This window comes from Enterobacter chengduensis (genome assembly GCF_001984825.2).
Taxonomy (GTDB): Bacteria; Pseudomonadota; Gammaproteobacteria; order Enterobacterales; family Enterobacteriaceae; genus Enterobacter; species Enterobacter chengduensis.
In genome coordinates this window covers 2,069,436-2,087,697 of record NZ_CP043318.1, presented here as the reverse complement: position 1 = coordinate 2,087,697, position 18,262 = coordinate 2,069,436, and the positions used below count along the sequence as shown (strand labels likewise).

Here is an 18,262-nt window from a genome sequence, read left to right as displayed (position 1 = left end):
GCATCCGGCACTACACGCGCAGCATAGAGTTGGCAAATGCAGTACGGGGGGTATATGACCTGGTTTATTGACCGGCGTCTTAACGGCAAAAACAAGAGCACGGTAAACCGCCAGCGCTTCTTGCGCCGTTATAAAGCGCAAATTAAACAGTCTATCTCCGAGGCCATCAACAAACGCTCGGTGACCGACGTCGACAGCGGCGAGTCTGTCTCCATCCCCACCGATGACATCAGCGAACCGATGTTTCATCAGGGGCGAGGCGGCCTGCGCCATCGCGTACACCCAGGTAACGACCACTTCGTTCAGAACGACAGAATTGAGCGCCCTCAGGGCGGCGGCGGTGGTTCAGGAAGCGGTCAGGGACAGGCCAGCCAGGACGGTGAAGGTCAGGACGAATTTGTCTTCCAGATTTCAAAAGATGAATATCTCGACCTGCTGTTCGAAGACCTGGCGCTACCGAATCTGAAAAAGAATCAGCATCGTCAGCTTAATGAGTATAAAACCCATCGCGCGGGCTATACCGCCAACGGCGTGCCCGCCAACATCAGCGTCGTGCGTTCGTTGCAGAATTCGCTGGCGCGACGCACGGCCATGACGGCAGGCAAACGTCGCGAACTGCGTGAGCTGGAGAGCAGCCTGAAGGTGGTGGAAAACACGGAACCGGCGCAACTGCTGGAAGAGGAGCGCCTGCGTAAAGAGATTGCCGAGCTGAGGGCGAAGATCGAACGGGTACCGTTTATCGACACCTTCGACCTGCGCTACAAGAACTACGAAAAACGTCCCGAGCCCTCCAGCCAGGCGGTAATGTTCTGTCTGATGGACGTGTCCGGCTCGATGGATCAGGCAACCAAGGATATGGCGAAGCGTTTTTATATTCTGCTCTATCTGTTCCTGAGCAGAACCTATAAGAACGTGGAGGTGGTCTATATCCGTCACCACACCCAGGCGAAGGAGGTGGATGAGCATGAGTTCTTCTACTCGCAGGAGACCGGGGGCACCATCGTCTCGAGCGCCCTGAGGCTGATGGATGAGGTGGTGAAAGAGCGTTACGACCCGTCACAGTGGAATATCTATGCTGCCCAGGCCTCGGACGGCGATAACTGGGCCGACGACTCGCCGCTGTGCCACGAGATTCTGGCGAAGAAAATTCTGCCGGTGGTGCGTTACTACAGCTATATCGAAATCACCCGTCGCGCGCACCAGACCCTGTGGCGGGAGTATGAACATCTGCAGTCGATGTTCGATAATTTTGCCATGCAGCACATCCGCGATCAGGATGACATTTATCCGGTGTTCAGGGAGCTGTTCCACAAGCAGTCTGCGACCAGCAACGCCTAACCCCACAGCCAGCGAACCCGCTGGCTGTTTTCTTTCGACCCCGTTCATCCCGTGCTAATGTAGACAGTCGCGTACTGAATTATCACCGGGAAAATCGTTATGACTGACGACGTTATTGGAACAGACACTCACCAGCAGCTGATTGCCTTACTCACCGAGCAGGGCGCGCGCTTTCGCGTTATGGAGCACGAGGCGGTCGGGAAATGTGAAGCGGTAAGTGAAATTCGCGGAACCGACCTGCGCCAGGGTGCCAAAGCGCTGGTCTGCAAGGTGAAGGGAAACGGCGTAAAAAAACACGTTCTGGCGATCCTGGCCGCCGATTTACAGGCTGACCTGAGCCAGCTTGCCGGCCATTTTGGCGGGCTAAAGGCTTCCCTCGCCAGCCCGGCGGAAGTCGATGCCCTGACCGCCTGCGTTTTCGGCGCTATCCCGCCCTTTAGCTTCCATCCTGAGCTGGCGCTGGTTGCCGACCCGCTTTTGTTCGAGCGTTTTGACGAAATCGCGTTTAACGCCGGCCTGCTGGAGAAATCCGTGATTATGGATACTCAGGATTACCTGCGCATTGCCCGTCCTGAGCTGGTGACCTTCCATAAAGCGTAACCGTATTGGCTGGCACCCCGTCAGCCGTTTCTTTCCAGGAACAGCACGGAGGCGACGAGAATAACGGCAATAGCGAAAAACGATGAGGAGATAATCAGCGTTTCCACAAACATGTGATCGTTCATGATGGCGACCCTTTTGCGATATCTGCTTTCGTTTTAATCCGCGTAAATGACAAGGTTATGACAACGATAAAATCTTTTTGAAACTGTTCTCCGCCGCGTTTGCGCGTACAGTAAACAGGTTAATTATTCTGGCAAGGATTCCCTATGTTTGACCCTACTCTGCTTATTCTTCTGGCACTCGCCGCGCTTGGCTTTGTCAGCCATAACACCACCGTCGCCATCTCGATTCTGGTGCTTATCATTGTGCGCGTGACCCCGCTTAACACCTTTTTCCCGTGGATAGAAAAACAGGGCCTCACCATCGGGATCATCATCTTAACCATTGGGGTGATGGCGCCCATCGCCAGCGGCACGCTTCCTGCCTCAACGCTGCTGCACTCGTTCGTAAACTGGAAATCGCTGGTGGCGATCGCGGTCGGAATTTTTGTCTCGTGGCTCGGCGGTCGCGGCGTCACGCTGATGAGCAGCCAGCCCTCGCTGGTGGCGGGTCTGCTGGTGGGCACCGTGCTGGGCGTGGCGCTCTTTCGCGGGGTGCCGGTGGGCCCGCTGATTGCGGCTGGCCTTGTCTCGCTGCTTATTGGGAAGTCGTAGTCAGGCTGGCCATATAACGCGCCGGCGTCTGGCCCAGCCCCTTCTTGAACATGGTGATAAACGCGGTGGTCGAGTCATAGCCCAGCGAGTGGGCCACCTGCTGGACCGATTTCCCGCCGATCAGATGCTGAAGGGCCACAATGAGCTGTAGCTGGTGGCGCCAGCGGCGAAAGCTTAAACCGGTCTCTTTCACCACCAGCCGCGCCAGGTTGCGTTCGCTCATGGCAAAGTGGCTTGCCCACTGCGCCAGCGTCTGCCAGGCGGCGGGATCGTCCGCCATCTTCTCGCTCATCAGCCTGATTTTAGGATGAGGTGAAACGGGCAGCTGCAGATGCTCCTGACGCTGGAGCGGCAGCTCGTCAAACAGGACGTCCACCAGGCGCGATGTGGCCGCAAGAGAGAGCTGCTCACGCGTTTTTTCCGCGAGGGACAAAATCAGCTCCCGCACCAGGGGAGAGATTTTCAGGGTGCAGCAACGGTCGGGCAAGCCTGTCGCCCCCGGTTCAATGAACAAAAAGCAGAGCTGCGCGCCCGGCGTGGCCCGGTTGCTGTGCGGCATTTGACCGGGGATCCAGACGGCATACTGGGGCGGAACCATCAGCATGGCATTTTCCACTTCGCAGGTGATCGCGCCGCCGAGAGCCAGAATCAGCTGCCCCTTACGGTGATGGTGTCGGGGAATATACTGTTCCTCCGCCACCACGCGGATGCGAAACGCGGCGGCCGCATCGTGCTGGCTATCGGGATCGTAGCCGTCCAGTCCCAGACCAATCATCAGTTTGTCCGATATTAGCGATAAACTGTCATTTTAGCCTGATTTCAACCGCCGGGAAACTCGGTATTGTGTGCGCTCGCTTGAACGTATGAGAACAAAATGACTACTGCTATTCACACCTCAGGAAAACACGGCGCGCTGTTGATTGCAGGCATCCTGATGATTGCCACCACGCTTCGCGTCACCTTTACCGGGGCAGCCCCGCTGCTCGACGCTATTCGTCTTGATTATGGCTTAAGCACGGCGCAAACCGGTTTGCTAACCACCCTTCCCCTGCTGGCTTTCGCCCTCGTTTCGCCGCTCGCCGCAGGCGTTGCCCGGCGTATCGGCATGGAGCGCAGCCTGTTTATCGCCCTGCTGCTGATTTGCGCCGGGATTGCCGTTCGCTCCCTGCCATCCCCCGCATTGCTTTTCATCGGAACGGCAGTCATCGGCTGCGGTATTGCGCTCGGGAACGTGCTGTTACCCGGATTAATTAAACGCGACTTTCCGGGCCATGTGGCGAAGCTCACCGGCGCCTACTCCCTGACGATGGGCGTCTCGGCGGCGTTTGGCTCGGCGCTGATTGTTCCTCTGGCGCAGGGGAATTCGGGCTGGCACGGCGCGCTGCTGATGCTGATGGTGTTCCCGCTGATCGCGCTGCTGCTCTGGCTGCCGCAGTGGCGACAAAAACACGTTGCGACGGTAACGGGCGCTGGCGCGCTGCACAATCGCGCGATCTGGCGCTCGGCGCTCGCCTGGCAGGTAACGCTCTTTTTGGGAATTAACTCGCTGATTTACTACGTCATCATCGGCTGGCTGCCGGCGATACTGCTTAGCCACGGCTACAGTGAAGCGCAGGCAGGCTCGGTGCACGGGCTGTTGCAGCTGGCCACGGCGGTGCCGGGGCTTGCCGTGCCGCTGATCCTCCACCGCCTGAAAGATCAGCGGGGCATTGCCGGCGCGGCGGCGCTGATGTGCGCGGTAAGCGCGGCGGGGTTATGGTTTATGCCCGATCTGGCGGTAATGTGGACGCTGGTGTTTGGCTTTGGCTCCGGGGCAACGATGATCCTCGGCCTGACGTTTATCGGCCTGCGCGCCAGCTCGGCGCACCAGGCTGCGGCGCTGTCCGGCATGGCACAATCGATCGGCTACCTGCTCGCCGCCTGCGGCCCGCCGCTGATGGGAAAAATTCACGACAGCGCGGGAGACTGGCAAATCCCGCTTCTGGGCTGCGCCCTGGCCGCCGTGATAATGGCTCTTTGCGGCGTTCTGGCCGGGCGAGATCGGGAGATTGCGCCGCGCTAATATAGGCCGGGCAAGCGCAGCGCCACCCGGCAAAAAAACGACGGCATTATGAATCGCGCGCCGCGCGCAGCATGGCCTGCACCAGCACCACCGGACGCCCTTCCAGCGCAGCACGCTCGTGCTGGAACAAGGTGATCACGAAGAACGGGTGCGTAACCAGTTCCGCGGCGCGAATTTCCCCCTGGTCGTCCCAGCCCGTCACGCGCATATCACCGCTCTCCAGCGCCTGGGCAAATTCCGGCGACACGCCATAGTTGCAGTGATACCCCTCTTCAATCTCCGGCTTGCCGTACGCTTTCGCAATCAGCGTATTTTTGCGCAGCTCAACCGCATCGGTTTTTTCCACCAGCGAGCAGGTCAGCGGCGCAATCACCATGGTGCCTTCGGTATCCGTCTCGGCGTGTGCCGCATCAGCCCAGCCCAGCACATTGCGGGCATACTCAATCAGCGCATGCTGGAACCCACCGCAGGTACCAAGAAACGGAATGCTGTTTTCACGGGCGTAGCGCGCGGCGATAAAGGCGGCACCGGTGTTTTTATAGGGGCTGGCTGGAACCAGCCAGATGGCATCGTAGCCCACCAGGTCTTCGGGGCTTGTCAGCTCCGTGGTGGCAAGCCAGTCGTAATCGGCGGTGAGGTCAAGGACGGCGGCGGCGTCGTCAATGGCCAACGGGATCGCCTGATGCGCAATAACGGCGGGATTGTAATCGCCAACCAGGGCAATGCGCAGCGTCGTTTTAACCGGGAGGTGTTCCATGAAAGGTTCCTTATGCCAGAGTATTATCAGATAACATAAGGAACCTCAGACTACCGATCTTTTGCAATTATCACAATACCTTAAATTGGGAGGGCGGAATCATGATTCAGTGCAAGCGGGTATACGAACAGGCAGACCCGGACGACGGCTATCGGGTACTGGTGGACAGGCTGTGGCCGCGCGGGGTTAAGAAAACGGACCTCGCCTATGATGAGTGGTGTAAAACGCTCACTCCCTCGAATGAATTACGCAAGGCCTTTCATAGCGAGACCCTTGATTTCGCCACCTTCAGTCAGGCCTATCGGGAAGAGCTGGCGCAGCATGCTGATGAGGGAAGGCGTCTGGCGACGCTGGCGAACGGGCAGACCGTCACCCTGCTCTTTGCTGCCAAAAACACGGAGCAAAATCACGCCCGGGTCCTGGCCGACTGGCTGCGCCGCCTGTAATCAGCCGATGGTCAGCTCATCCTGGATTTGCGGCGCGTCATCCGGGGTGAGCGGCATCAGATGTTCGGCGCGGACAAACGCAAAGCCGTGCTGGTTGTCAAAAGCGTAAACATCACCCGTCACCAGCCAGAGCGCGCGGTCGGCGGTGGCCGGTAATTGCGTCATCACGCCGTTGACCGGGTTAACGAAACGCTGGCCAGGCTGGCAAAGGCCAAACAGCTCAACAGATTTACCAATATTGCGACGACCAGACGCCGTGCGGGCACCCACGATCATTGCCATGCTGCCCGGTTTTAGCTGAAACATACTTCTCTCGCGGTAACGAACGCCAGAAACTGGCTAAGATTAATCCTATAGAGAAGTGTATCGCAGGCGCTATAGGTCTGTCACCTGGTGGGTTGCGGATGATCCCGACGATAGAGCGTCCATTCATCGATCGTTTCGCCGCCCGGTAATTTGCACTCCGTGCGTACGCCCTGCGGGCTTTGAACCGGGACCTGTTCCCCGCCTTTCTCCAGACAGTACACGGAAGCCGGGTTCGCCATACCTATAGCGTGCGGCGGTTTCGGCGCATCGGGTGGCGTGGTTTTCGCGGTGCAGGCCGCCAGGGGAAGCGCAAGCGCCAGAAGCAGAAATCTCATCTTATTGATCCTTTTGACATCGTTACAGTCTAAGGGTAACGGGTCATCGCCGCGTTCTCCATGATTTCTCCATTTTAACTGCACTTTTCAGCACTATAGTGTGGCGTGTTCTCGATATGACCAGAGAACATCATTCCGTAATCAAGATGTCTTTGCCCCGGTCTCAACAACGGGGCTTTTTTCTCTGCAGCTGCCCCCTCCCGGCATATATTAAATTTCCTGTATTCATGTTTTACTATGCCTGAAGCCTAAAAACTCAGCATAACATGCAGATGCAGACGTCTTCTGCCTGGGAGTCATTCTACGTCATGTCGGATATTATCCTCGCTCGCGTTTCAGAAACACTTGCCACCGAGCAAACCCTTGAAAGCCTCGTTCGCCAGCTGCTGGAGATGCTGGAGATTGTCACGGACATGGAGTCGACCTACCTGACGAAGGTGGATATCGAAGCGCGGCTGCAGCATATCCTCTACGCCCGCAACAGCAAGCAGATGACAATTCCCGAGGGGCTGAGCGTTCCATGGGATGAGACGCTGTGCAAGCGCGCGCTTGATAGCGATACGCTTTTCAGCAACGACGTTCCCGAGCGCTGGCCGGACTGCGAAGCGGCGAAAGCGCTCGGCATTACCAGCTACATGAGTATTCCTGTCCATCTCGCGGATGGTTCACTCTACGGAACGCTCTGCGCCACCAGCACGTCCAAAAAGCCGCTTAGCGAGCGCGGTGAACAGGTGCTGAAGCTCTTCGCCGGGCTGATTGCCCAGTCCATCCAGAAAGAGTCGCTGGTGACCCAGCTTCGCGAAGCCAATGCGGCCCTCATCGCGCACTCCTACACGGATGCCCTGACCGGTTTACCCAACCGTCGCGCCATCTTTGAGGATCTGACTACCCTCTTTTCACTGGCACGGCACCTTAAGCGTAATGCCATCATTGCGTTCATCGATCTGGATGACTTCAAGCTGATTAACGATCGTTACGGCCACGAGGCTGGCGACCAGTTCCTGATTGAAGTGGGCAAGCGTTTGACCGAAGAGAAACAGCAGGACGATATTATTGGCCGGCTGGGCGGTGATGAGTTTCTCGTCGCGTCGCTGAGCCAGCCCCACGAGGACGGGGATAACGCGCGGATTACGCTGCTCAAAACGCGCCTCAGCGCCTGCATTGCTGGCGAATACTGGCTGGGCAGCGTTCATATTATTTATCCGGGAGCCAGTCTCGGCGTTATTGAAGTGGACCCCGCCGCAACCGATCCAGACAGCGCGTTACGCGCCGCGGATGTCGCGATGTATCAGGATAAGAAAGGAAAAAGCAAAACACGCTTTCTCACTATGGATTAACCCCGTACACTCTACGGCGTTATTGGAACCGAAACAGGTGATGGTATGAGAATAGGGATCCTCTTCCCGGTCGTGATATTTATCACGGCGGTGGTTTTTTTAGCATGGTTTTTTGTCGGCGGTTACGCGGCTCCGGGGGCATAAATGCGGAAAACAACCGTCATTATGCTGATTGTTGCCATTGCGGCATTTGCCGGCACGCAGCTTGGCTGGTGGTAAACGCCAGGACGTAAAAAGGCCGCCATTCGGCAGCCTTTTTCAACGCCTGTAAGCCTTAGCTTTTGATTTTTCTGTAGATAAACAGAACAACCAGCGCACCGATCACCGCCACGGCGAAACTGCCGAAGTTAAAGCCATCGACCTTGCCAAAACCGAACAGCGTACTGATCCAGCCACCAACTACCGCGCCGACAATACCCAGTATTACGGTGACGATAAACCCACCGCCATCTTTGCCCGGCATGATCCACTTAGCCAGAATACCCGCAATAAGCCCAAAGATAATCCAGGATAAAATTCCCATAACTTTCCTCTCTGTATGGTTTTTGTCATTAAATCAACGACACAAAAAAGAATAGCACAGGATTTCAGAAAGGAAATTTGTGATAGGCATCACAATGAGAGAGTGTGCAATTCTTCATCACTAAAAAATAACGTGGCACATAAAATGTGGGGTTGCATCTTTTGTTGAGAAGGATTATCTTTCTCAACACTGAATAGTTGAGTTAATTACTCAGGTATTCAGTACGACATTGCTCACATTGCTTCCAGTATTTCTTGCCCACCGTAGAGTGGGCTTTTTTTTTGCTCAGACTCCAACAAATGCGTAGCGGTTACGCCCTGCCCGTTTTGCCTGATAGAGCGCCTGGTCCGCGGCAATAATGATATTCTGCTGGCTGCCCGCGATGTCGACGGCGCGCGCGGTTGAAATTCCGACGCTTACCGTCACCCGTCCGAAGGGGCTGAAAGCATGGGCGATCTCGAGCGAGAACACACTGCGAATAATCGTCTGCGCCAGGCGAAGTGCCTCCTGAATATTCGTTTCCGGCAATATCAGCGCAAATTCCTCTCCGCCGTATCGCGCCACAATCTGGTTATCATGGGTCAGGCTCTCCCTGAGGCTATTTCCCAGCAGCGCCAGGCAACGGTCCCCTTCCGGATGACCGTAGTTATCGTTATATTTTTTGAAGTAGTCCACGTCCACGATCAGCATCGAAATCGGTGCTTCATGTGCGGCACAACGCGCGATTTCCGAGAGGATTTTTTCATCAAAAATGCGGCGGTTGTAAAGCCCGGTCAAGGCATCTTCTGAGGCAATAATCTTTAGCGCCTTGTTGTCCCTTGCTTTTCGGGACAGGTCGGAATACAGGAAGTATGACGCCACGATGAGTATCGCCGTGAACACGAAAATGAGTACCGCCAGCTGAATCGCCTGCTTGCGCCAGGGTTCAAGGGCTTCATCAATGCTGACGGCCACGGTGGTAACCAGCCCGTAGCGGCTGTTTTTCTCATAGGCATAAATGCGTTCGATTTTATCAAACCGCGAAACGGAACGGGCTATCCCGGTATTTTGTACCTTGAGGTATTTCCTGAAGAGAGGTGAATCAGAAACAATCGTGCCGATGTAGGTATTCTTAAAGGGATAACGGACCAGCAGCACGCCTGACTGCGTCGTTAAGCCAATGACGCCCGAGTGACCGATATTAATCTGCCCGTAGAGCGCCAGAAAATTTTCGATACCCAGCGTCACGACCACGACGCCGTTAAATGCCCCGGCGGGGGTTTCAAGGCGTCGGCTGATGGTGATAACCCATTTACCGTTAGTGCGGCTGACCACCGGCTCCCCAATAAAAATCTGCTGACTTTTATTTTCCTTGTGATAGATAAAAAACTCTCTGTCCGAACCTTTGCGTGGCCCGGTAAAACTTTCGTGCAGTGCGGTAAAGATATCTCCCCTGGCATCGTAAACAACCACATTATTAATCTGGGTAAGGAAATTATCCTGATTATTAAGCATCTGCTGAATATGGGTCGCCTGCTGCGGGGTCATACCATAAATTTCGATTATGTCGGAAACGGTAGTAATTACCATTTCACTCTGGCGCATGATCCCCTCGGTGTAGACATCGAGGGTATGGCTCAGGTTAGCGACGCCGGTATTTATTTGCTGGATTGACTGCTGTTTGGACGTGGCAATTTGGACGGCAATCGACAGCGAGATGATCAATGAGACAATAATGACGGTAATGGTTGTTGTGTAAAAAGTATTTTTCACATGCACGAGCTATTCCACCTTATCACGCCTGACATCCCTGGCTGACAACTCTTGTCACTGTAACAAAGCTCAGGATAAGAGGAAAATGAATTGCACTTAAGCATACTACAGAAGCTCGTCTTAAATTCGTTTTATAAACTTACGGTCTCCCTAGGCTTAGATAAAATGACTTTAATAAAATCGATATAGGAGACAGGCTTACCAAAATAATAACCCTGCAACAGCGTAATTTCATTACGGTTGAGATACTCCAGCTGCGCTTTTGTTTCTACGCCCTCAGCCACAATGCGTAATGAGAGTTTTTTCGCCAGATCAATGACGCAGTCCAGCAGGATCGTCGAGTCCTTTTCATCCGAAACCCGGTTCACAAAGCTTTTATCTATTTTAATATAATCAATGGCGAGCGCATTAAGGCATGACAGCCCTGAATAGCCTGTACCAAAATCATCCAGGGCGATGACAAAACCGGCGTTATGCAGCCTGTTAAGATTTTCAACCAGATGAGGATTATCGATCAGCGGTTCACGCTCGGTCACCTCAAGAACCAGCTTGACTTCTTTACCCTGAAATCCCTTGCCGAAAACGCGACAGTCACCGATAAAAGAAGGCGCATTGATGTGCCTGGCGCTGATGTTCACCCCGATATGAAACCCGTCCGGTAGCTTAGGCAAAAGCGGCTTAAGCTGCGTAACAACTTTCGCCATCAGCCCTTTGGTCAGCGGAATAATCAACCCGCTACGTTCAGCAATCGGAATAAAGACGTCCGGCGGAATAAAGCCTGACCTTGGATGCTTCCACCTTGCCAGCACTTCGACGCCGTATAACCCGCCTGTGTCCCCGTTCACGATCGGCTGGTAATAAGGCTCGATCTCTCCCTGCGTAATGGCCTTACGCAAATCGTCTTCAAATGAGGTGCTTTTGCCCGCGTAACGGCGGATCAAAATGCCTACCGCTACCGATAGCGTAAGAATAAGCAGTATCAGGCTCCATCCCTGCTGCAGCAGCCGCGTCAGGCTAAAAAAGGCCGGTGATTGCCATACCAGACTAAAGGGGAATTGCGTTGATGAGGTAAGTGAGCCCTCTTGAGAGGCCGCTTTCCAGCTGGTCACATCACCGTTGCGCGTAAACACTTTTTCGCCAACCACCAGCCCCAGGTCAACGCTGTTTGATGCGTTCGCGATGACGTCCTGCAAATGCGCGTCACTGACGCTGACGATAACGCGCCCTCCCGCAATGGGCATCTGGAAGACAAGCACCGGAATGCCGTTCACCTGTCGATTACCCGGTAACAGCATTAATTTTTCCTCAGGTAACGTCTCCGGATGAATAATCAACACGCCGTTCCCGGGAAGAGAAGTACAGATGATTTTACCCTGCTGCTGGATCATGATGGCGCGCAGATGCGGTTTTAGCGCGGCTTCTGTCCCCAGCGCCAGCTGTCTACTGGGGGTACATCCTTGAGCCGCAACGCGCCTCGCCGTATTGGCCGCACTGGCCGCTTCAGTAAGAATGTTTTCAATTTTTCGGATGCTCACCGTAGCGGTGTAGATATTACTCGCTTTCGCCATGTGCCATAGCTGCCAGTTAATAATCAGCATGCCGCCCAGAAAAAGAAACAGGGCGCTGAGAAGGGGGATCGTCACGTTGCGCACGATGTTTTCCTTAATAGAAAAAACAAGCATGGAAGATCTGGAAAAAGCGGCTTTGGCTCTCCCGGCATTGCAGCAGTAATGTAAAAAGTTTAGTTAAGATTTATCTTAAAAAACTGATACTTTCGCATGAGTTCACCCACCAGAATGTGATTACCTGCTGTGACTATCAGGCTTGTACCCTGCCCTGGCTGTGATAAGATTTGTGGAATCAGGGAGCGGACAGGATAACTGGAAAATGAAAAAGCTCATTGCCGTTGCGATCGTTTCCACGCTTCTGGTCATCCTGTCTCTGTATGTGGTCAATGCGGTAATCATCGGCCAGCAGAAAACCAAACAGCTCGAAATATCCCGTACCCTATTACGTTATTCAGAAGACCTGTCCGAAAGCGTGGCGCTGGGCCTCAAAAGCATTACGACGCAGGGATGTGATAAAGCCAGTCTTGATAGCTACAGACAAATAAAGCTCAACAGCCTCTATTTCGGCGATATCGGCTTTATCGAAAAGGGAAAAATAGTTTGTACCGCTTTTTGGGGTAAGCTCGCGACGCCCGTTGCGCTTCCTGAAGAGCTGCATAAAACGCCGAGAGGCTTTCTTCTGGCGCAGTTTTCGAGGAAAGATTTTTTCACGGGCAATGCGGCCATTTATAATAATATTATTATCTTCACCTCGCGCTATGCCTACGATAAATTCACGCCGGTTACCGCAAGCTATTCTCTGAGTGCTACCACAAAGGACTTTGGCCGGACCTTTTTTGCCGCCGCCCCTGAGCTTCAACCACAAAGCTGGCTGCATTCGACGCTGTTCACCCTGACTATTACACAGTGCAGCGCCTTGTGGGATTTATGCGTGATTGTTAAACATCACGATGCTGGACTGGCCTCCTTACCCCCGTTTATCTTTACGTTTCTTGCCGTCATTCTTTATTTAATCTGGCTCGCAATAACGCTATTTATCTTCCGTATTTATGAAGACCGTTTTTCGCTGGAACGCACGCTGATCAAAGCCGTGTTAACCAACACCCTTAGCGTTAATTACCAGCCCATTATTCGCATTCGCGATCAAAAAATCGTGGGCGTTGAAGTTCTGTCGCGATGGCGGGACCAGAAGCACGGAGACGTCTCGCCGGAGCTGTTTATCCCATTAATTAAGAAAATTGGTCTGTATAAAAAATACTACAGCAATATTATCGGGAAATCGCTTTCAGAAATTGCCCCGCTGGCAATAAAGCATCAGCTGATCGTTTCCCTCAACGTTGGGCGCAAGGAAATCGAAGACGTTCAGTTTATTCAGCGTTTGCGTCGCGAGTGTTTAGCCAACCAGCTCCCCCTCTCCCTGATGAAAGTGGAGCTTTCCGAGAAAGCCGTTTCCGCGGCGGATATCCTTGAGGGATTCTGTCAGGAGCTGACGTCGCTCGGCGTTAAAATATCAATTGATGATTTTGGCGTGCAAAATTCAAACCTCGCCCGCCTGTCGCTGCTTGAATATGATGAGATAAAAATTGATAAGTCGCTGGTGGATGGCATCAGCGAGCATTATAAGCAAAATATCTTTGTTATCTTCAGCGATGCCCTCGCGAAGCTAAACAAAACGCTTGTTTTCGAGGGCGTGGAAAATGAAATTCAATATCGCTTTATTGCTGACAGATATCCCGATGCCCTGATCCAGGGATGGTATTTCTCAAAAGCCCTTACCCGAAGCGAGCTGGCGAAGCGGCTCACCGGTGTCGCACGATAACCAGAAGCCCGGCGCGATCTTTTTTAAATTTGGCGTTTCCATTTTTTACGCAAAATCATATAGTCGTCACAATCAGACGGTAGATTACCTGGAAATACACGCTTACTTTGGTTAAAAATGTGAAATTATCCTTACTTTTCCCAATGGCTCTCTTTTTTCTGGCCGTCATTTACGTGCTGTTTATCGACCAGCCTGCTTCGCATATTCTGCGAAAAAAATGCATGTGGTCCGATAGCGTGATGCTGAGCTGTATCGCAAAGCATCAGCATAACGGTTTTTGAGGCAGGCTATTCATTTCCCCACTGATTGAGGAAATTCGCAACATCATCAATGCGACCCGCACGGATCCCGGCTTCTGCGGCCATCTCCTGCTGGGCTTCCTCGCTGATCTCCTCATTATTCGCTAAGCGGGTGAGCAGCAGCTGGAAATAGTGTGCCAGCGCGTCGCGCTCTGACTCCGCTACCTGCTCTGCGGCTTCCGTCGCGTATTCATCGGCAATGTCATAGTATTTCAGTGGGATATCGTTGTGCATAACAGTCTCGTCTCTAGCCAGGAAGGGTAACGTCACGAGTATATCGGACGCGTTACATCAACCAAAGCGTTGCTTCAGATAAGTAACGCAAGCAGCGCCGCGAGCGCGGGTAAAGCCTGCACATACAAAATTTTCCGGCTGGCGGTGGCTGCGCCAAAGAGCCCGGCGACCAGCACGCAGGTCAGGAAGAAGATGGCCACCTTAACCCCCTTGTCGCCGAGCCAGAGGCTCCAGAGCAGGCCCGCCGCCAGAAAGCCGTTATACAGCCCCTGATTCGCTGCCAGCACGCGGGTGTCGCGCGCAAAGTCGGGACGCAGATTAAAAGCCTTGTGTCCCGTTTTGGTATTCCAGAGGAACATTTCCAGCACGAGAATGTAGAGATGGATGAGTGCAACGGCAGCGATAAGGACGGTGGCTAGCATCGTGTTGTCTCCCGCAGGCAGAGGCAAAAAAAACGGGAACCCTCAGGCCCCCGCTCTTGTTTAACCCAGAGTCTGGATTACATATTCGCGATAATCGCGTCGCCAAACTCTGAGCATTTCAGCAGCTTAGCGCCTTCCATCAGACGTTCGAAATCGTACGTTACGGTTTTCGCGTTGATCGCGCCTTCCATACCCTTAACGATCAGGTCTGCGGCTTCAAACCATTCCATATGGCGCAGCATCATCTCTGCGGAGAGGATGATAGAGCCTGGGTTCACCTTGTCCTGGCCTGCGTATTTTGGTGCAGTACCGTGGGTTGCTTCGAAAAGGGCGCACTCGTCGCCGATGTTCGCGCCAGGGGCAATACCGATACCGCCAACCTGAGCGGCCAGGGCGTCGGAGATGTAGTCCCCGTTCAGGTTCATACAGGCAATCACGTCGTATTCGGCAGGACGCAGCAGGATCTGCTGCAGGAACGCATCGGCGATCACGTCTTTAATGACGATCTCTTTGCCGGTGTTCGGGTTCTTAATCTTCTGCCACGGGCCGCCGTCGATCGGCTCGCCGCCGAACTCTTCGGTCGCCAACTGGTAGCCCCAGTCTTTGAACGCGCCTTCGGTGAACTTCATGATGTTGCCTTTGTGCACCAGGGTCACTGAGTCGCGGTCGTTGGTGATCGCATATTCGATCGCCGCACGCACCAGACGCTTGGTCCCTTCTTCGGAGCACGGCTTGATGCCGATACCGCAATGCTCAGGGAAGCGAATTTTCTTCACGCCCATCTCTTCGCGCAGGAATTTAATCACTTTTTCTGCGTCTGCAGAGTCCGCTTTCCATTCGATACCCGCGTAGATGTCTTCTGAGTTTTCGCGGAAGATAACCATATCGGTCAGTTCAGGGTGCTTAACCGGGCTTGGGGTGCCCTGATAGTAACGAACCGGACGCAGACACACGTACAGGTCCAGCTCCTGGCGCAGCGCCACGTTCAGGGAACGGATACCGCCGCCGACTGGGGTGGTCAGTGGGCCTTTAATAGCAACGCGGTAGTCGCGGATCAGGTCCAGCGTTTCGGCCGGCAGCCAGACGTCCTGGCCATAAACTTGAGTCGATTTCTCACCGGTGTAAATTTCCATCCAGGAAATTTTACGCTCGCCTTTGTAGGCTTTCTCAACAGCGGCATCAACCACTTTCAGCATTGCCGGGGTAACGTCTACACCGATACCGTCACCTTCGATGAACGGGATAATCGGATTGTGAGGAACGTTAATCTTGCCGTTTTGCAGGGTGATCTTTTTACCTTCCGCCGGAACAACTACTTTGCTTTCCATTAACCTCTCCTTCGAGCGCTTCTGGTTGTTACTGATCTTATGTTAATAAATTGTAATGAGCCCTTCGATAGTACCTGATTGTCCTGCGCCATGAAAGGTCTTCGTTATTAGGCTATAATGCGGCAATTGATAACGCCTGAAAATACCATGAAGAAAACTTCTTTTACAAAACACCGGGTTGAGCGATTCAGCTCCCGACAAGCCGCCAGACGACCGCAGGAAACCCAGCCGAAGCGGGTTATTTTGTTCAATAAACCCTACGATGTTTTGCCGCAGTTTACCGATGAAGCCGGGCGCAGCACGCTGAAGGACTACATCCCTGTGCAGGGGGTTTACGCGGCCGGGCGTCTGGACCGCGACAGCGAAGGACTTTTGGTTTTAACCAACGACGGCGCTCTGCAGGCAAAGCTCACGCAGCCGGGAAAACGCACGGGCAAAATTTACTTCGTCCAGGTCGAAGGCGAGCCGGACGAAGAAACGCTGGAGAAATTGCGCAGCGGCGTGACGCTGAACGACGGTCCCACCCTGCCCGCAGGTATTGAACGCGTGAATGAACCGGCGTGGCTGTGGCCCCGCAATCCGCCGATTCGCGAACGCAAATCCATTCCGACCAGCTGGCTCAAAATCACCCTGTATGAAGGCCGCAACCGTCAGGTCCGGCGCATGACCGCCCACGTCGGTTTCCCTACCCTGCGTCTGATTCGCTACGCTATGGGTAGCTACACCCTGGAAACGCTGGCAAACGGTGAATGGCGAGACGTTACCCTTTAAGGAGTCACTATGTTTAAACCTCATGTCACGGTTGCCTGCGTGGTTCACGCCCGGGGTAAATTCCTTGTTGTTGAAGAGAGCATTAACGGCAAAGCGCTGTGGAACCAGCCTGCCGGACACCTTGAAGCCAACGAGACGCTCCTGCAGGCCGCGAAACGCGAGCTGTGGGAGGAGACCGGCATTCACGCTGAGCCCCAGCACTTCATCCGCATGCACCAGTGGATCGCCCCCGATAGTACTCCGTTCCTGCGCTTCTTATTTGCCGTCGAGCTTAGCGAAACGTGCGCCACAGAGCCGCAGGATGACGATATCGACCGCTGTCTGTGGGTCACTGCCGACGAGATCCTGAACGCGCCAAACCTGCGCTCGCCGCTGGTTGTGGAAAGCATTCGCTGCTGGCAGTCAGGCGCACGCCTGCCGCTGGATGTCATCGGCGCATTTAACTGGCCGTTTACAGAGGGTGCCAATGGTGGGGGGGCGTGATAGAATACGCCGCCTTGAAGTTCAATGTCGTGAGTATTCCAATGTCAGAAAGCCCAAAAAAAGTGATCGTCGGCATGTCCGGCGGTGTCGATTCCTCCGTTTCCGCCTACCTGTTGCAGCAACAGGGCTATAAGGTGGAGGGCCTGTTCATGAAGAACTGGGAGGAAGACGATGGCGAGGAATACTGCACTGCCGCTGCGGATCTCGCCGATGCGCAGGCCGTGTGCGACAAGCTCGGCATTGAACTGCACACCGTTAACTTTGCCGCAGAATACTGGGACAACGTGTTTGAACTCTTCCTTGAAGAGTACAAAGCGGGCCGCACCCCGAACCCGGATATTCTGTGCAACAAAGAGATCAAATTTAAGGCCTTCCTGGAGTTCGCCGCGGAAGACCTGGGCGCTGATTACATTGCCACCGGCCACTACGTGCGTCGCGCAGACGTGAACGGCAAAAGCCAGCTGCTGCGCGGCCTGGACGGCAATAAAGATCAGAGCTACTTCCTCTACACGCTGAGCCACGAGCAAATCGCCCAGAGCCTGTTCCCGGTCGGCGAGCTGGAAAAGCCGCAGGTGCGTAAAATCGCCGAAGAGCTGGACCTGATCACCGCGAAGAAAAAAGACTCTACCGGCATCTGCTTCATCGGCGAGCGCAAATTCCGCGATTTCCTCGGCCGCTACCTGCCCGCACAGCCGGGTAAAATCGTCACCGTCGACGGTGACGAGATTGGCCAGCACCAGGGGCTGATGTACCACACCTTAGGCCAGCGTAAAGGCCTGGGCATCGGCGGCACCAAAGAAGGTAGCGAAGATCCGTGGTACGTGGTCGACAAAGACGTCGAAAACAATATTCTGGTTGTTGCCCAGGGTCACGATCATCCGCGTCTGATGTCCGTTGGCCTTATCGCGCAGCAGCTGCACTGGGTCGATCGCGAGCCGCTGAAAGGCACGCTGCGCTGCACGGTGAAAACTCGCTACCGTCAGACCGATATTCCTTGCACCATTACCGCGCTTGATGACGATCGCATTGACGTGCGCTTCGACGAGCCGGTTGCCGCCGTCACGCCGGGCCAGTCTGCTGTCTTCTACAGCGGCGATATCTGCCTGGGCGGCGGGATCATTGAACAGCGCCTGCCGCTGCCTGCTGTTTGATACGATTGCACACAT

The 18,262-nt window shown here is 54.3% G+C and carries 22 protein-coding genes; 11 read left to right on the top strand and 11 right to left on the bottom strand.

What is annotated here, in order from left to right:
- Positions 1-54: 54 nt before the first annotated feature.
- Together FY206_RS10285 and FY206_RS10280 are read left to right on the top strand one after the other, a co-directional pair.
- Positions 55-1,338 carry a YeaH/YhbH family protein gene (locus FY206_RS10285; RefSeq protein WP_032639778.1) on the top strand — a complete coding sequence of 428 codons (1,284 nt, stop codon included), beginning with the start codon at positions 55-57 and terminating at the stop codon, positions 1,336-1,338.
- Between the two features lie 99 nt (positions 1,339-1,437).
- Entirely contained in the window at positions 1,438-1,938 is a 501-nt protein-coding gene (locus FY206_RS10280) for a YbaK/prolyl-tRNA synthetase associated domain-containing protein (RefSeq protein ID WP_032639775.1), read from the top strand.
- A gap of 20 nt (positions 1,939-1,958) precedes the next feature.
- Here the strand turns inward: FY206_RS10280 and yoaI are convergent, their stop codons facing one another.
- Entirely contained in the window at positions 1,959-2,063 is a 105-nt protein-coding gene (gene yoaI / locus FY206_RS10275; protein WP_086379903.1) for a small membrane protein YoaI, read from the bottom strand.
- Between the two features lie 144 nt (positions 2,064-2,207).
- On the opposite strand from yoaI, the gene FY206_RS10270 reads away from it, so the two are divergent.
- Positions 2,208-2,654, top strand: a complete 447-nt coding sequence (locus FY206_RS10270) for a DUF441 domain-containing protein (RefSeq protein ID WP_032639773.1) — start codon at positions 2,208-2,210, stop codon at positions 2,652-2,654.
- Here FY206_RS10270 and FY206_RS10265 read toward each other — a convergent pair.
- Positions 2,638-3,429, bottom strand: coding sequence for an AraC family transcriptional regulator (locus FY206_RS10265; protein WP_032639772.1), 792 nt, complete (start codon positions 3,427-3,429; stop codon positions 2,638-2,640). The two genes, FY206_RS10270 and FY206_RS10265, sit on opposite strands and share 17 nt — an antisense overlap.
- Before the next feature lie 99 nt (positions 3,430-3,528).
- Between FY206_RS10265 and FY206_RS10260 the strand changes: the two genes are divergently transcribed.
- Positions 3,529-4,716 carry a CynX/NimT family MFS transporter gene (locus FY206_RS10260; protein ID WP_032639769.1) on the top strand — a complete coding sequence of 396 codons (1,188 nt, stop codon included), beginning with the start codon at positions 3,529-3,531 and terminating at the stop codon, positions 4,714-4,716.
- A gap of 46 nt (positions 4,717-4,762) precedes the next feature.
- Here FY206_RS10260 and FY206_RS10255 read toward each other — a convergent pair whose 3' ends face one another.
- Positions 4,763-5,473 carry a CTP synthase C-terminal region-related (seleno)protein gene (locus FY206_RS10255; RefSeq protein WP_032639767.1) on the bottom strand — a complete coding sequence of 237 codons (711 nt, stop codon included), beginning with the start codon at positions 5,471-5,473 and terminating at the stop codon, positions 4,763-4,765.
- Between the two features lie 101 nt (positions 5,474-5,574).
- Between FY206_RS10255 and FY206_RS10250 the strand changes: the two genes are divergently transcribed.
- Positions 5,575-5,919 carry a DUF488 domain-containing protein gene (locus FY206_RS10250; protein WP_032639764.1) on the top strand — a complete coding sequence of 115 codons (345 nt, stop codon included), beginning with the start codon at positions 5,575-5,577 and terminating at the stop codon, positions 5,917-5,919.
- On the opposite strand, the gene FY206_RS10245 is transcribed toward FY206_RS10250, so the two are convergent.
- Both FY206_RS10245 and FY206_RS10240 read right to left on the bottom strand, forming a co-directional pair.
- Positions 5,920-6,225, bottom strand: a complete 306-nt coding sequence (locus FY206_RS10245; protein WP_032639762.1) for a nuclear transport factor 2 family protein — start codon at positions 6,223-6,225, stop codon at positions 5,920-5,922.
- An 80-nt stretch (positions 6,226-6,305) separates the two neighbouring features.
- Positions 6,306-6,560, bottom strand: coding sequence for a putative hemolysin (locus FY206_RS10240; RefSeq protein ID WP_032639760.1), 255 nt, complete (start codon positions 6,558-6,560; stop codon positions 6,306-6,308).
- Between the two features lie 308 nt (positions 6,561-6,868).
- Between FY206_RS10240 and FY206_RS10235 the strand changes: the two genes are divergently transcribed.
- Complete coding sequence (locus FY206_RS10235) at positions 6,869-7,897, top strand: sensor domain-containing diguanylate cyclase (protein ID WP_032642540.1); 1,029 nt, start codon at positions 6,869-6,871, stop codon at positions 7,895-7,897.
- A gap of 45 nt (positions 7,898-7,942) precedes the next feature.
- Positions 7,943-8,041 carry a YoaK family small membrane protein gene (locus FY206_RS10230; protein WP_014883431.1) on the top strand — a complete coding sequence of 33 codons (99 nt, stop codon included), beginning with the start codon at positions 7,943-7,945 and terminating at the stop codon, positions 8,039-8,041.
- A 130-nt stretch (positions 8,042-8,171) separates the two neighbouring features.
- Here FY206_RS10230 and FY206_RS10225 read toward each other — a convergent pair whose 3' ends face one another.
- From FY206_RS10225 to FY206_RS10215, 3 genes are all read right to left on the bottom strand, one after another.
- Positions 8,172-8,420, bottom strand: coding sequence for a GlsB/YeaQ/YmgE family stress response membrane protein (locus FY206_RS10225; protein WP_008500746.1), 249 nt, complete (start codon positions 8,418-8,420; stop codon positions 8,172-8,174).
- 285 nt (positions 8,421-8,705) lie between these two features.
- Positions 8,706-10,178, bottom strand: a complete 1,473-nt coding sequence (locus tag FY206_RS10220; RefSeq protein ID WP_032639758.1) for a sensor domain-containing diguanylate cyclase — start codon at positions 10,176-10,178, stop codon at positions 8,706-8,708.
- Positions 10,179-10,303: 125 nt separating this feature from the next.
- A complete protein-coding gene (locus tag FY206_RS10215) occupies positions 10,304-11,824 on the bottom strand; it encodes an EAL domain-containing protein (protein WP_080500331.1) in 1,521 nt (506 codons plus the stop codon).
- 235 nt (positions 11,825-12,059) lie between these two features.
- Between FY206_RS10215 and FY206_RS10210 the strand changes: the two genes are divergently transcribed.
- Positions 12,060-13,559, top strand: a complete 1,500-nt coding sequence (locus tag FY206_RS10210; RefSeq protein ID WP_032639756.1) for an EAL domain-containing protein — start codon at positions 12,060-12,062, stop codon at positions 13,557-13,559.
- A 287-nt stretch (positions 13,560-13,846) separates the two neighbouring features.
- Here the strand turns inward: FY206_RS10210 and FY206_RS10205 are convergent, their stop codons facing one another.
- From FY206_RS10205 to icd, 3 genes are all read right to left on the bottom strand, one after another.
- A complete protein-coding gene (locus FY206_RS10205) occupies positions 13,847-14,092 on the bottom strand; it encodes a DUF2543 family protein (protein WP_032639754.1) in 246 nt (81 codons plus the stop codon).
- 74 nt (positions 14,093-14,166) lie between these two features.
- A complete protein-coding gene (locus tag FY206_RS10200) occupies positions 14,167-14,514 on the bottom strand; it encodes a DUF1304 domain-containing protein (RefSeq protein WP_032639751.1) in 348 nt (115 codons plus the stop codon).
- 77 nt (positions 14,515-14,591) lie between these two features.
- Complete coding sequence (icd, locus tag FY206_RS10195; protein WP_032639749.1) at positions 14,592-15,842, bottom strand: NADP-dependent isocitrate dehydrogenase; 1,251 nt, start codon at positions 15,840-15,842, stop codon at positions 14,592-14,594.
- Between the two features lie 117 nt (positions 15,843-15,959).
- On the opposite strand from icd, the gene rluE reads away from it, so the two are divergent.
- From rluE to mnmA, 3 genes are read left to right on the top strand one after another with little or no spacing between them, the layout of a single operon-like run.
- Complete coding sequence (gene rluE, locus FY206_RS10190) at positions 15,960-16,613, top strand: 23S rRNA pseudouridine(2457) synthase RluE (RefSeq protein WP_032639747.1); 654 nt, start codon at positions 15,960-15,962, stop codon at positions 16,611-16,613.
- Positions 16,614-16,622: 9 nt separating this feature from the next.
- On the top strand, positions 16,623-17,096 hold the full coding sequence (locus FY206_RS10185; protein WP_032639745.1) for an NUDIX hydrolase: 474 nt from the start codon (positions 16,623-16,625) through the stop codon (positions 17,094-17,096).
- Positions 17,097-17,137: 41 nt separating this feature from the next.
- Positions 17,138-18,247, top strand: a complete 1,110-nt coding sequence (gene mnmA / locus FY206_RS10180; protein ID WP_032639743.1) for a tRNA 2-thiouridine(34) synthase MnmA — start codon at positions 17,138-17,140, stop codon at positions 18,245-18,247.
- Positions 18,248-18,262: the final 15 nt, after the last annotated feature.

What these genes read in the sequence shown, in the direction of transcription:
- FY206_RS10210 (WP_032639756.1), top strand. Translation starts at nt 12,060, where the DNA reads ATGAAAAAGCTCATTGCCGTTGCGATCGTTTCCACGCTTCTGGTCATC.
- FY206_RS10285 (WP_032639778.1), top strand. Translation starts at nt 55, where the DNA reads ATGACCTGGTTTATTGACCGGCGTCTTAACGGCAAAAACAAGAGCACG.
- yoaI (WP_086379903.1), bottom strand. Translation starts at nt 2,063, where the DNA reads ATGAACGATCACATGTTTGTGGAAACGCTGATTATCTCCTCATCGTTT.
- FY206_RS10265 (WP_032639772.1), bottom strand. Translation starts at nt 3,429, where the DNA reads ATGATTGGTCTGGGACTGGACGGCTACGATCCCGATAGCCAGCACGAT.
- FY206_RS10235 (WP_032642540.1), top strand. Translation starts at nt 6,869, where the DNA reads ATGTCGGATATTATCCTCGCTCGCGTTTCAGAAACACTTGCCACCGAG.
- FY206_RS10230 (WP_014883431.1), top strand. Translation starts at nt 7,943, where the DNA reads ATGAGAATAGGGATCCTCTTCCCGGTCGTGATATTTATCACGGCGGTG.
- mnmA (WP_032639743.1), top strand. Translation starts at nt 17,138, where the DNA reads ATGTCAGAAAGCCCAAAAAAAGTGATCGTCGGCATGTCCGGCGGTGTC.
- FY206_RS10200 (WP_032639751.1), bottom strand. Translation starts at nt 14,514, where the DNA reads ATGCTAGCCACCGTCCTTATCGCTGCCGTTGCACTCATCCATCTCTAC.
- FY206_RS10245 (WP_032639762.1), bottom strand. Translation starts at nt 6,225, where the DNA reads ATGTTTCAGCTAAAACCGGGCAGCATGGCAATGATCGTGGGTGCCCGC.
- FY206_RS10270 (WP_032639773.1), top strand. Translation starts at nt 2,208, where the DNA reads ATGTTTGACCCTACTCTGCTTATTCTTCTGGCACTCGCCGCGCTTGGC.
- FY206_RS10240 (WP_032639760.1), bottom strand. Translation starts at nt 6,560, where the DNA reads ATGAGATTTCTGCTTCTGGCGCTTGCGCTTCCCCTGGCGGCCTGCACC.
- rluE (WP_032639747.1), top strand. Translation starts at nt 15,960, where the DNA reads ATGCGGCAATTGATAACGCCTGAAAATACCATGAAGAAAACTTCTTTT.
- FY206_RS10225 (WP_008500746.1), bottom strand. Translation starts at nt 8,420, where the DNA reads ATGGGAATTTTATCCTGGATTATCTTTGGGCTTATTGCGGGTATTCTG.
- FY206_RS10280 (WP_032639775.1), top strand. Translation starts at nt 1,438, where the DNA reads ATGACTGACGACGTTATTGGAACAGACACTCACCAGCAGCTGATTGCC.
- FY206_RS10250 (WP_032639764.1), top strand. Translation starts at nt 5,575, where the DNA reads ATGATTCAGTGCAAGCGGGTATACGAACAGGCAGACCCGGACGACGGC.
- FY206_RS10185 (WP_032639745.1), top strand. Translation starts at nt 16,623, where the DNA reads ATGTTTAAACCTCATGTCACGGTTGCCTGCGTGGTTCACGCCCGGGGT.
- FY206_RS10260 (WP_032639769.1), top strand. Translation starts at nt 3,529, where the DNA reads ATGACTACTGCTATTCACACCTCAGGAAAACACGGCGCGCTGTTGATT.
- FY206_RS10255 (WP_032639767.1), bottom strand. Translation starts at nt 5,473, where the DNA reads ATGGAACACCTCCCGGTTAAAACGACGCTGCGCATTGCCCTGGTTGGC.
- FY206_RS10205 (WP_032639754.1), bottom strand. Translation starts at nt 14,092, where the DNA reads ATGCACAACGATATCCCACTGAAATACTATGACATTGCCGATGAATAC.
- icd (WP_032639749.1), bottom strand. Translation starts at nt 15,842, where the DNA reads ATGGAAAGCAAAGTAGTTGTTCCGGCGGAAGGTAAAAAGATCACCCTG.